Origin of the sequence: Nocardiopsis endophytica, from assembly GCF_027706725.1 — a bacterium.
Taxonomy (GTDB): Bacteria; Actinomycetota; Actinomycetes; order Streptosporangiales; family Streptosporangiaceae; genus Nocardiopsis_A; species Nocardiopsis_A endophytica.
Map to the genome: position 1 here is coordinate 1 of NZ_JAQFWQ010000166.1, position 11,993 is coordinate 11,993.

The 11,993-nt window shown below is 73.6% G+C and carries 11 protein-coding genes; 6 read left to right on the plus strand and 5 right to left on the minus strand.

Annotated features, from left to right (window positions below):
- Positions 1-427: 427 nt before the first annotated feature.
- Positions 428-973 (plus strand): GNAT family N-acetyltransferase, encoded by a 546-nt coding sequence (locus O4J56_RS30715; protein WP_270690660.1) that lies wholly within the window; start codon positions 428-430, stop codon positions 971-973.
- A 64-nt stretch (positions 974-1,037) separates the two neighbouring features.
- On the opposite strand, the gene O4J56_RS30720 is transcribed toward O4J56_RS30715, so the two are convergent.
- Complete coding sequence (locus tag O4J56_RS30720) at positions 1,038-2,255, minus strand: ROK family transcriptional regulator (RefSeq protein WP_270690646.1); 1,218 nt, start codon at positions 2,253-2,255, stop codon at positions 1,038-1,040.
- 258 nt (positions 2,256-2,513) lie between these two features.
- Between O4J56_RS30720 and O4J56_RS30725 the strand changes: the two genes are divergently transcribed.
- The 5 genes from O4J56_RS30725 to O4J56_RS30745 all read left to right on the plus strand — a co-directional run bounded on the left by O4J56_RS30725 (position 2,514) and on the right by O4J56_RS30745 (position 8,166).
- Entirely contained in the window at positions 2,514-3,800 is a 1,287-nt protein-coding gene (locus O4J56_RS30725) for an extracellular solute-binding protein (RefSeq protein ID WP_270690648.1), read from the plus strand.
- A gap of 134 nt (positions 3,801-3,934) precedes the next feature.
- Positions 3,935-4,933, plus strand: coding sequence for a carbohydrate ABC transporter permease (locus O4J56_RS30730; RefSeq protein ID WP_270690650.1), 999 nt, complete (start codon positions 3,935-3,937; stop codon positions 4,931-4,933).
- Positions 4,930-5,853 carry a carbohydrate ABC transporter permease gene (locus O4J56_RS30735; protein WP_270690652.1) on the plus strand — a complete coding sequence of 308 codons (924 nt, stop codon included), beginning with the start codon at positions 4,930-4,932 and terminating at the stop codon, positions 5,851-5,853. The genes O4J56_RS30730 and O4J56_RS30735 overlap by 4 nt, the downstream gene beginning before the upstream one ends.
- A gap of 118 nt (positions 5,854-5,971) precedes the next feature.
- Positions 5,972-7,441 (plus strand): glycoside hydrolase family 3 protein, encoded by a 1,470-nt coding sequence (locus tag O4J56_RS30740; protein ID WP_270690653.1) that lies wholly within the window; start codon positions 5,972-5,974, stop codon positions 7,439-7,441.
- 272 nt (positions 7,442-7,713) lie between these two features.
- Positions 7,714-8,166, plus strand: coding sequence for an RrF2 family transcriptional regulator (locus O4J56_RS30745; RefSeq protein ID WP_026123967.1), 453 nt, complete (start codon positions 7,714-7,716; stop codon positions 8,164-8,166).
- A 74-nt stretch (positions 8,167-8,240) separates the two neighbouring features.
- Here the strand turns inward: O4J56_RS30745 and O4J56_RS30750 are convergent, their stop codons facing one another.
- From O4J56_RS30750 to rimO, 4 genes are all read right to left on the minus strand, one after another.
- Positions 8,241-8,600 carry a helix-turn-helix domain-containing protein gene (locus O4J56_RS30750; protein WP_270690655.1) on the minus strand — a complete coding sequence of 120 codons (360 nt, stop codon included), beginning with the start codon at positions 8,598-8,600 and terminating at the stop codon, positions 8,241-8,243.
- Positions 8,601-8,758: 158 nt separating this feature from the next.
- Positions 8,759-9,211, minus strand: a complete 453-nt coding sequence (locus O4J56_RS30755) for a CinA family protein (protein WP_408639199.1) — start codon at positions 9,209-9,211, stop codon at positions 8,759-8,761.
- A gap of 50 nt (positions 9,212-9,261) precedes the next feature.
- A complete protein-coding gene (pgsA, locus tag O4J56_RS30760; protein WP_270690656.1) occupies positions 9,262-9,858 on the minus strand; it encodes a CDP-diacylglycerol--glycerol-3-phosphate 3-phosphatidyltransferase in 597 nt (198 codons plus the stop codon).
- The gene (gene rimO, locus O4J56_RS30765) at positions 9,855-11,279 is read right to left on the minus strand and encodes a 30S ribosomal protein S12 methylthiotransferase RimO (protein WP_270690658.1); all 1,425 of its coding nucleotides are present in this window, start codon (positions 11,277-11,279) and stop codon (positions 9,855-9,857) included. Before rimO ends, pgsA begins: the two co-directional genes overlap by 4 nt.
- Between the last annotated feature and the right edge of the window lie 714 nt (positions 11,280-11,993).

Here is an 11,993-nt window from a genome sequence, read left to right on the forward strand (position 1 = left end):
GACGCTAAAACCGCCCCGGTAGCGTCGTTTTTCCCGAGATCATCGCGGAGGGGCCTCGCGCTCGGCAAGCAGGGCCGGGGAACCGCCCCGCTGTCTCCGTCGCCGCCAAGCACGGCGACCACGCACACGCCGTACGGCCGACAGCGCTGCGGTGCGGGCCTCCCGCCTCTTCTCGTCGCCGCTGTCAACGCCGCACTCTGGCGGCCCGCCGCCCGGCCGGGGCCCTTGAGCGGGGTTCCTGCTGGTCCGTCGCTGGTGACGGCATCGTCCTGCTACCGCTCGCCTCAGCGCCGGGAGCATGGAAAACCGCGTGCTTCCGGCGACTCCGAGCGGGATCATGTCGTGGCCCGACGCAGCCTGCTGTGAGCGACTGAGCGAGGAGGATCCGACCGACGTGATCAGCCCGACCACCCCTGTCGTGCGCGATATGCGTGAGGCCGACGTCCCCTGGGTCGTCGAGGTCAGCCTCGCCGCCGACGGGATGTTCGCCGACGCCGGGATCGTGCTGCCCCCGGACGACCCCCGGGAACTCCTCGACCACGTGCTGGGGCCGGTGCGGGCCGATGGGACACGGCGCGCCCCCGAACGGTTCGGCGCGGTGCTGGTCGCCGAGGCCTCCGGCGCCGACGGGCACGAGGGCCGGGTCGCGGGGCTCGCCGCCCTGATCGAGCTGGACGGCGCCGCCCACCTGGAGCAGATCGCCGTCCACCCCGGCCTCGGGCGGCGCGGGATCGGCCGGGCCCTCCTGGAGGCCGCCTGCGAACGCGCGCGGGACGCCGGATTCGGCGCCCTCACCCTGACCACCTTCCGTGACCTGGCGTGGAACGCCCCTTGGTACGCGCGCCGGGGCTTCTCCGAGCTGCCCCGCCAGGCGTGGGGCCCCGACCTGGCCGCGCAGTGGCGGACCGAGGAGGAGGCGGGAATCCTCGTCGCCCCGCGCATCGCCATGCGGCGCCCCCTGGAGCGGCGCTAGCCACCCCGCGGCATCGCCCCCGGGGAGGTCGGCCCCGTCAGCGCCGACCTCCCCGGGGTCGGACTCATTCGGCCACGGCCGCGTACAGCTCCTCCCGGGCGTTCTCCAGGGCCAGCAGCAGCGCCCCGCGCAGGACGGGGCCCTCCACCCGGCCGACACCGACCTCCGGGGCGTTCGGGCCGATCGCGGGGACCGACTCGGCGACGCGGCGCGCCAGTTCCTCGCCGCCCGCGCGGGCCACCTCCCCGCCCAGGACCACCAGGCCCGGGTCCAGCACCACGCACACCGACGCCACGCCCCGCGCGATGCGGTCGGCCAGCTCGTCCAGGAAGGCCGCACCGGCCCCCTCCGGCTCCTCCGCCGCCGACGCCCGGGCCGCCGCGACCACCTCGGCGGCCCCGCCGCCGGTGATGCCGTGCTCACCCGCCAGCGCGACGATCTCCCGGCCGCCGACCAGCGACTGGAACCCGTGGTCGATGCCGCCGTCCTGCAGGCGCAGCGACGCGAACCCGCCGGGCCGCCCCACCTCCCGCGGGAGCGGGGCGCCGGGCACCGGCAGGTAGCCGATCTCGCCCGCGCCGCCGGACCGGCCGCTGCGGATGCGCCCGTCCAGCATGATCGCCATGCCCACGCCGCTGGACAGCCACATCAGCGCGAAGTCCCGCTCGTCGCGGGCCGCCCCCTCGGCGTGCTCGGCCATGGCGGCCAGGTTGACGTCGTTCTCGATCAGCACCGGCCGCCCCAGCTCGGTGCCGAGCGCGTCGAACACCCCTTCCAGCCAGGCGTGCAGGTCGAAGGAGAAGCGAACGGACCCGGTGCGCGGGTCGACCACGCCGGGCGTGCCGATGACGCACGCGTTGAGCCGCTCGGGCGGCACGCCCGCGCTCTCCACGAGCTTGGCCACCAGCCCGCACACCGCCCCCACCGGGTCGGAGGCGGTCGAGGGGTCGACGCTGCCCTGCTCCACCACCGTTCCGGTGATGTCGGCGACGGCGGCGGTGGCCTCGGCGGCACCCACCTCCAGCGCCACGGCGTAGGCGGCGGAGGGCACCGCCTCGTACAGCGCGGCGTTGGGGCCGCGGCCGCCGGCCTTGCTCCCCGCGACCCGCACCAGACCGCGCTCCTCCAGGCGGGAGAGCAGCTGCGAGGCGGTCACCTTGGACAGCCCCGTCTCCCGCCCGAGCTGGGTGCGCGTCACCGGCCCCGACGTCAGGAGGAGCTCCAGCGCGGCACGGTCGTTGAGCTGGCGCAGCAGCCGCGGGGTCCCCGGGCGTCGAGACATAACCGTGACACCCCCATCCCTATTAGTTAAGAAAGTTTCCTGTTAGTTTATCGCCAACGTGAACCAGGTCTCGTTCACGCCCCGTCCCCGGAACCGCCGTGGACCGGGAGCGGGGCGCGACCGAACGGCGTACCAGAGCTATACCAGCTTGCACTCAGGACGAAGCCCGCACAGCGTTCGTAGCCGACCCGGAGATGACCGGGGGCGTCTTCTTCGACGCACGTCGCGCGCGTGGCGACGCGTGAAGGGAGAGTACGAGTGAGATTCCCGAAGATCGCAGCCGTTCCGGCGGTTGTTCTCCTCGCGGCCGCCTGCGGCGGAGGGGGCGGCGGTGGCGCCGACCCCGCCGACGCGCCCGACAGCCTCACCGTGTGGGTCATGGGCACCGCCCAGGACCCCCTCGTGAAGTACTTCGAGGACATCGAGAAGCGCTACCAGGAGACCTACCCCGACACGGCCGTCGAGGTGGAGTTCGTCCCCTGGGAGGACGCGCAGGAGTCCATCACCAACGCCATGGCCGGCGGCGACGCCCCGGACGTCCTGGAGGTCGGCAACGACCAGACCTCCAACTGGGCCCAGCAGGGCGCGCTGCTCGCGCTGGACGACCACATCGCCGACTGGGAGACCACCGCCGACCTGGACCAGGGCGCCCTGGAGTACGGCCAGTACGACGGCGCCCAGTACGGCATCCCGTGGTTCGCCGGTGTGCGCACCCTCTACTACCGCTCCGACTGGCTGAGCGACCTCGACATGGAGCCCCCGGCGACCTGGGACGAGCTCATCGAGGTCTCCAAGGCGATCGAGGAGGAGCACGGCGTCCCCGGCTTCGCCGCGCCCACCGACTTCACCAACGGCATCGCCAGCTTCATCTGGAGCAACGGCGGCGAGATCGCCACCCAGGAGGGCGGCGAGTGGCAGGGGCAGCTGACCAGCGACGAGGCCAAGGAGGCCGTCGAGTTCTACGCCGGGCTCACCTCCGAGGAGGAGATCTCCCCGCAGGCCTACGTCGGTGAGAACGAGCTGGTACCGCTGGCCGACATGGCCAACGGCGAGCTCGGCATGTACATCGACGGCAGCTGGGCCACGGGCCAGATGGAGGAGCAGGCCGAGGACCCGGCCCTGCTGGAGGAGATCTCCGCCGCCCCCATGCCCGGCGCCGACGGCATCGCCCCCGCCTTCGCCGGCGGCTCGGCCCTGGGCGTCTTCTCCACCACCGAGTACCCCGAGCACGCCACCGAGCTGCTCAAGGTGATGGGCGACAAGGAGGGCGGCAAGGGCTACGCCGACGCCGCCGGCTACTTCCCGGCCTACCCGGAGCTGCTGGACGACCCGGCCTACCAGGAGGACCCCGTCAAGGCCGCGGGCGCCCAGCAGATGGAGCACACCCAGTTCTTCCCGGCCACCCCGCGCTGGAACGCCGCCGACCAGGACCAGGCGATCCTGCCCTCGGCGGTGCTGGAGATCGTCCAGGGCGGCGACGTGGACGAGGTCATGGAGAAGGCCAACAAGGACCTGACCGAGACCCTCAACGAGGAAGTGGAGTAGCGCCCGGACCCTCTGGGCCCGTTATGGGCCCTCCCCACAGGCGGGGCGGCCGCCGCCCCTCACGGCCGCCCCGCCGCCCCTCGCCCCGCGGCCGCCCCACCGGCCACGCCACCGTCGAATCGAGAAGTCCCGCCATGGCTCAGACCGTGAAAGCGGCGCCGCCCGACGACCGGGCGCCCGAGCCCGAGACCCGCCCCGGGTCCGGGCCCCGCCGCGGCCCGCGCCTCAGGATCGGCGCGCCCTACCTGCTCATCGCCCCGACCCTGGTCATCCTCGCCGTCGTGCTGCTCTGGCCCATCGTGCAGATGGCCTGGTACTCGGTGCACGGGTTCACCACCCGCCACCTGCTCCCCAACGCGCCCGCCCCCGAGTTCAAGGGGCTGGAGTACTACGGGCGGCTGCTGTCGGACCCGGAGTTCTGGACCATCCTGCGCAACACCGTGGTGGTGACCGTCCTGATGGTCGGCATCACCATGGGGCTGGGCACCCTGGTGGGCATCCTGCTGAACCGGCTGCCCAAGTGGTTCTCCGCGGTCGTGGCGGTCGGCATGATGCTCGCCTGGGCCACGCCCGCCATCAGCGCCTCGCTGATCTTCCGCTGGCTGTTCATGCCCGAGCGGGGCCTGGTCAACGTCGCCCTGGACGCCCTGCCCGACTGGCTGGTGGGCTCGGGCTGGCGGGAGTACAACTGGTTCCTCGAACCGGTCTCGCTGTTCAGCGTGCTGATCCTGGTGATCGTCTGGCAGTCGTTCCCGTTCATCGCGGTCTCGGTGCTGGCCGGGCTGAAGAGCATCCCCTCGGAGCTGTACGAGGCCGCCCGGGTGGACGGCGCCGGGGCCTGGCGCAGCTTCTGGAGCGTCACCTTCCCGATGCTGCGGCCGCTGTTCGCGCTGCTGCTGGTGCTGCAGATCATCTGGGACCTGCGGGTGTTCACCCAGCTCTACATCCTCGCCAACGGCTTCCAGAACAAGTCCGTCTACCTGCTCAGCTACTACATCTACCAGCAGGGCTTCAGCGCGAGCCCGCCCAACTACGGCATGGGCTCGGCGATCGCGGTCGTGATGACCGTCATGATCCTCGCCGTCACCGCCTACTACCTGCGCATCATGATCCGCCAGGGGGAGACCCGATGACCGCCACCGCGACCCGCGCCCCCCGCAGCCGCCGGACCCCCCGCCGCCGGCGCCCGATCTCCGCCCGCCTGCGCGGCGCCGGGCTGTACCTGGCCGGGACGGCCGTGCTGCTCTTCTCGGTCTTCCCCGTCTACTGGATGGCCGCCACCGCGCTGCGCTCCCAGGGCGAGATCTTCTCCCGCGACCAGTCGGTGATCCCCCGCACCCTGACGCTGGAGCACTTCGACCGGGTCGTCAACGGGGAGCTGCTGCCCGGGGTGAGCTTCTGGCAGTTCCTGGTCAACAGCCTGACCGTCACCCTGGGGTCGGTGGCCGTGGCGGCGCTGCTGTCGCTGCTGGCCGCGGTGGCCGTGGCGCGCTTCCGCTTCCGGCTGCGCACCGCCTTCATCATCCTGCTGATGGTGATCCAGATGGTGCCGATGGAGGCGATGATCATCTCCATCTTCATCAACTTCCGGCGGATCCAGGACGGCACCGGGATCACCATGCTCGGCAACCTCACCGGCATCTTCGTCGTCTACACCGCCGTCGCCCTGCCGATCACGATCATGATGCTGCGCGGATTCGTCGCGGCCGTGCCCAAGGAGCTGGAGGAGGCCGCCGCCATCGACGGCGCCTCCCATGCGGTGGTCTTCTGGCGCATCCTGATGCCGCTGGTGGCCCCGGGCCTGGTGGCGGCCAGCATCTTCGCCTTCATCACCGCCTGGAACGAGTTCATCGTCGCGCTGACCTTCCTGGGGCGCAGCACCGACCACTACACGCTCCCGCTCACCCTGTCCTACTACTTCGGCCGGACCGGGACCGAGTGGGGCGCCATCATGGCCGCCTCCACACTGCTGACCATCCCGGTGATGGTCTTCTTCCTCTTCGTGCAGCGGCGCATGGTCTCCGGCCTGACCATGGGCGCGGTCAAGGGCTGACCCCCGCCGTGCCCGGCCGCGCCCGCGCGGCCCTGCCCCCGCGCGGGCGCCCTCCCCTGTCCGCACCCGCTCACTCTGCGCGCCCGCGTGCGGCGCACCCGCAACGAACGGAGCCCTCATGCCTGCGGATCCGACCCTGGACCGCCTCGCCAACGCCACCCTGCTGGTGCCCTTCGAGTCGACCGCCGCCCCCCGCTGGCTCCTCGACGGCCTGGCCGACGGGATCGCCGGGGTGTGCCTGTTCCACAACAACATCGACCTGTCGGACGGGCCGGAGGCGCTGAAGGGGCTCACCCGCGCCCTGTCCGAGGCGGGCGGCGACCCGCTGGTCTCCCTGGACGAGGAGGGCGGCGACGTCACCCGCATCGGGCAGGCGGCAGGGAGCGGCTACCCGGGCAACGCCGCCCTGGGCGCCGTGGACGACACCGCGCTGACCGAGGCCGTGCACACCGCCCTCGGCGCCGAGCTGCGCGGCCTGGGCCTGAACGTGGACCTGGCGCCGTCGGTGGACGTCAACACCGCCGCAGACAACCCGGTGATCGGCACCCGCTCGTTCGGCTCCGACGCCGCCCTGGTGGCCCGGCACGGCGCCGCCGCGGTGCGGGGCCTGCAGGCGGCCGGGGTGGCCGCCGCCGCCAAGCACTTCCCCGGCCACGGCGCCACCGAGCTGGACTCGCACCTGGACCTGCCGTCCGTGGACGCCTCCGCCGAGCTGCTGCGCGAGAGGGAGCTGCGGCCGTTCCGCGCGGCCGTGGAGGCGGGCGCGCTGGCCGTGCTCACCGCGCACATCACCCTGCCCTCCCTGGGGGTGGACGGCCCGGCCACGCTCAGCCGCCGGGCCCTGGTGGAGGTGCTCCGCGGCGAGCTCGGCTTCACCGGCATGGTGATCAGCGACGCCCTGGACATGGACGGGGTGCGCCGGCCGATCGGCATGCCCGAGGCGGCGGTGCGCGCCCTGGAGGCCGGGTGCGACCTGCTGTGCCTGGGGCGGTACAGCTACGCCGACGAGGTGGCGGCGGTGCGCGCGGCCGTCACCGAGGCGGTGCGCTCGGGGCGGATGCCCGCCGAGCGGCTGGAGGAGGCCGCCGCGCGCACGGCCGGCGTGCGCCGGTGGACCGCCGCGCAGGGGGCGCCCCCGCAGATCCCCTCCGATCTGGGGCTGGACGGGGCGCGGCGCGCGGTGCAGGTGGTGGGCGAGCCGCTCGCCCCCGCCGACCTGGCCGAACCGGTGGTGGTCGAGCTGGACGCCCCGCCCGGCATCGCCGTGGGCGAGGTGCCGTGGGGCCTGTCGCCGTGGTTCCCCCAGGCCGAGCGGATCACGGCCGAGGAGGACTCCCCCTCCCGGGTGCTGGCCCGGGCCTCAGGGCGCCCCCTGGTGGCCGTGGTGCGCGACGCCCACCGCTTCCCCGCGACACGGGAGTTCGTGGCGGCGCTGTGCCGTGAGCGGCCGGACGCGGTGGTCGTGGAGATGGGGCTGCCGGTCTGGCGCCCCGAGTGCCGCACGCACATCCGCAGCCACGGCGCGGCCCGGGTGAACGGCCAGAGCGTGGCCGAGCTGCTGGGCGGCGTCCCGACCCCGGTGCGCTGACCCCGTCCCCGGAGGCCCGGGGCCGGGACGGGGCCGGGGCCCCTCCCCGGCCCCGCGGCTCGGTTACGCTGGAATGCGGACCGGTTCGGGTGCACGGCCCGAGAGGCCCCCGGCCGTCCCCCACCGCGCCCCGGCGCCCCGCCGCGCCCGCGGTCGGCGCGGCCCCGACGACGACCCCTGGAGGCGCCCCATGGCCCCGACCACGCCCGCGGCGGCGCCACACCGCCGCCCCTTTGAACCGGTCTCCCCTCGATTCACGGCATAATCGCAGCATGCGCCTTTCTGCCCGGGTCGACTACGCGTTGCGCGCCGCCGCCGAACTCTCCGCCGCCAGCGGCGGGCCGGTGACGGCCGAACAGCTCGCGCGTTCCCAGGCCATACCCGGAAAATTCCTTGAGAACATCCTCACCCAGTTGCGCCGCGCCGGCCTGGTGCGCAGCCAGCGCGGCCCCGTCGGCGGGTACTGGCTGGCCCGCCCGGCGGCCGAGATCTCCCTGGCCGACATCATCCGCGCGGTGGACGGCCCACTGGCCAACGTGCGCGGGGAGCGCCCCGAGGACGTCGACTACGACGGCGCCGCCCGGAGCCTGCAGATGGTGTGGATCGCGCTGCGCGCCAGCGAGCGGTCGATCCTGGAGAGTGTGAACCTGGAGCACCTGTCCACCGGCAAGCTCCCCGACAGCGTCCGCCGCCTGGCCGAGGACCCCGACGCCTGGATGAGCTGACCCCGGACGCACACGACGGCGGCGCCCCCGACCCCTCGGGGGCGCCGCCGTCGTCGCGTCGGGGACGCGCGGGCTCAGACGCCGACCATGTCCACCACGTCGGGGACCCGGTCGGGTACCTGGTCGATGTCGAGGCGGTCGTCGGCGGGAACGGGTTCGGCCGGGACCGAGCCGCCCAGCATCGCCGCCTCCTGGAGTTCGGCGAGCGCGAGCTGGTCGGCGACCTCCCGCAGCACCTGGGACAGGGGGACGCCGAGGGCCGTGCAGATCGAGGAGAGCAGCTCCGAGGAGGCCTCCTTCTGCCCGCGTTCGACCTCGGAGAGATAGCCGAGGGAGACCCGGGCCTCTGCCGACACCTCGCGGAGGGTGCGGCCCTGTCGCTGCCGAAGCCGCCGTAGCACGTCACCGAGCAGGTGACGAAGCAGGACCATCATTCGCGCTCCCTCCCAGCGGTAGCGACCATCATGAAAACACCGTACCTGTCCGCTGCCTGATCGTCGCACCTCGCGGCCAGCTTGTTCGCTGGAGGGGTAACACGATCTTGGTGTCGGTTTGTTCCCCGGAAGACGCGTCTTGAACGGCGAAAGGGCGCCTATTGTGGCCGATCCGGCCCGGCGGCCCTGGTCAGGGCGCGCAGGGCGAGCAGCGCGGTGGCCCGCCGGACCGCGTCCCGGCCGCCGTCCAGATCGAAGCACTCCACCCTGGTCACGGCCCCGCGCGCGGCCACCGCCGCGTACACCCGGCCGACCGGCCGCCCGTCCTGGGGCTCGGGTCCGGCGACCCCGGTGACGGCGAGGCCGAATCCGGCCGCGAGGGCGGAGCGCGCCCCCTCGGCCATCGCGGCCGCCACGTCGGGGTGCACGGCCCCCTCCCGCGCCAGCAGGTCCGCGGGCACCCCGAGGAGGCCGGCCTTGGCCCCGGTGGCGTAGGAGACGACCCCGCCCCGGTAGACGGCCGAGGCGCCGGGGACCGCGGTGACGCACGCGCCGATGAGGCCGCCCGTCAGCGACTCCGCGGTGGCGAGCGTCCCCCCTGCGGCGCCCACGGCGGCGAGCGCGGCCTCGGCGGCCGCGCGCAGCTCCCCGTCGTCCGGGCTCAGTCCTGCTCCCCGGACTCCCCGGAGCGCACCTTGCGGCGCAGCCGGTAGGCCTGGAAGACGTAGTCGCCGCCGGTCCACAGGGTGACCGCCAGGGCGGCGCCCATGACGGTGTGGGCGACGATCTGCAGCGGGTCGGGCAGCGGGAACAGGTAGACGGCGATGGCCACGACCTGGAGCACCGTCTTGAGCTTGCCGCCCCGGCTGGCGGGGATGACCCCGTACCGGATGACGGCGAACCGCAGCAGGGTGATGCCGAACTCGCGCACCAGGATGGCGATGGTCACCCACCACCACAGGTCGCCCAGCAGGGACAGCACCACCAGGGCCGAGCCGGTGAGGGCCTTGTCGGCGATCGGGTCGGCGATCTTGCCGAAGTCGGTGACCAGGTTGCGGCGCCGGGCCAGTTCGCCGTCGACGCGGTCGGTGACGGCGGCCACCACGAACACCGCGAACGCGGCGTAGCGCCACCCGGTCTCCGGGAGGAACATGAACGCCACGAACAGCGGGACCATCACCAGCCGCACCATGGTGAGCACGTTGGCGATGTTCCAGACGGGCGGCGCGGGGGCGGGCACGGATTCCTGCGCGTTCATCGGGCGTCCGAACGGTCGGCGGCGTCGGCGACCAGGTCCACGCCCATGGCCTCGACGACGGTGGCGGGCACGATGTCGCCCGGGGCGAACCCGGTGCCGCGCACCAGGGTGCTTCCGTCCACCTCGGGCGCCTGGTGGGCGGAGCGGCCCTCGAAGGTGCCGTCGCCCGGGTCGGTCTCGATGAGCACGTCCACATGGGTGCCGACGCGCTCCTCGGAGCGCTGCGCCATGAGCTCCTCGGCCAGCCGGTTGAGGCGGTCGACGCGCTCGGCGACGACCTCCTCGGGCACCTTGCCGTCCAGGTCGGCGGCCTCGGTGCCGTCCTCGTCGGAGTAGCCGAAGACGCCGACGGCGTCCAGGCGCGCCTCCTGCAGGAAGGCCTCGAGCTCGGCGAAGTCCTCCTCGGTCTCGCCGGGGAACCCGACGATGAAGTTGGAGCGGGCCCCGGCCTCGGGGGCCTTGGCGCGGACGGCGCCCAGCAGCTCCAGGAACCGCTCCCGGTCCCCGAAGCGGCGCATCCGCCGCAGCAGCGGCCCGCTCGCGTGCTGGAAGGACAGGTCGAAGTAGGGGACGACGCCGGGGGTGCCGGTGAGCACGTCGACCAGGCCGGGGCGGACCTCCGCGGGCTGCAGGTAGCTGACCCGCACCCGCTCGATGCCCTCGACGCCGGCCAGGCGCGGCAGCAGCGACTCCAGGGCCCGCAGGTCCCCCAGGTCCTTGCCATAGGAGGTGGAGTTCTCGCTGACCAGGAAGAGCTCGCGGACGCCCTGCCCGGCGAGCCATTCGGCCTCGCGCACGACGTCGTCGGGGCGCCGCGAGATGTAGGCGCCGCGGAAGGCCGGGATGGCGCAGAAGGTGCAGCGCCGGTCGCAGCCGGAGGCGATCTTCAGGTTCGCGACCGGCCCCCCGGCCAGCCGCTTGCGCGGCACCCGGGGCCCGGACGCCGGGGCCACCCCTTCGGGCAGCGGCTCGAACCCGCCGTGCCCCGGGACGTGCACACCGGAGCCCTGCCTCTCCGCCGGGCTGATCGGCAGCAGGGTGCGCCGGTCGCGCGGGTCGTGCGGGACCAGGGAGCGCCCCTCCAGGACGTCGTCCAGGCGGCCGGAGATCTCGCCGTAGTCGTCGAAGCTCAGCACCTGGGCCTCGGGCATGGCCTCGGCCAGGTCCTTGCCGTACCGTTCGGCCATGCACCCGGCGGCGACCACCTTGGCCCCGCCTTCGGCGGCGCTCAGCAGGGCGTCGATGGAGTCCTGCTTGGCGGCCTCGATGAAGCCGCAGGTGTTCACCACGACGACGTCGGCCCCGTCACCGTCGACGAGCTCCCAGCCCCCGTCGGCGAGGCGGCCGGCGATTTCTTCGGAGTCGACCTCGTTGCGCGCACAACCGAGGGTGACGAGCGAGACGGTACGTCGGGATGACATGGCTTCCAAGGTTAGAGGGATTCTGAAGAGCCCGGGGTCGCGGGATCACGACAGGCGTCCGACACGGGCGGTTCGGTTGACTCCTGTCACATACAGCATAAGACCCTGACCGGCCCCCACGACCCGCCGGTCCCCGCGGTGGCGGGATCACTCCACCCCCGATCACCGGACACCCGCAGACGGATCCGGGCCGGACACCCCCTCGCCACAAGAGGACGGAGGAGGTCAGCGACGGGACGGGTGGGCTGGTACCCCGCTCCGGGATCCCGGCCGGGCGGCGGGCCAGTGGGGTGTGAGGCAGAGGGCGACGACGACGAAGGTAGGCAGCCCGTGCCGCAGCGCCGTCGGCCACCCGGCGTGTGCGTGGTCGCCGAGTTCGGCAGCGACGGCGACAGCAGGGCGTTTCCCCGGCCCTGCCTGCCGTCCGGCGGGCCACTGGTAGCCCGGGCGGACGGCTGATCAGGTACCCCGCTCCCGGATCCCGGCCGAGCGGCGGGCCAGTGGGATGTGGCGTGCTCAGCGGCGACGAGGAAAGGTGAGCGGCCCTTGGGGCAGCGCTGTCGGGCACGGCGCGTGCAGGTGGTCGCCCTGTTGGGCGGCGACGGAGTAAGCGGGGCGTTTCCCCGGCCCTGCCTGCCGGGCGGCGGGCCCCTCGCGGTCCGGGCAGCGGCGCGGCGGGGATGGGCGGATGGTCGTTCGCGTTCGTGGCGCCCG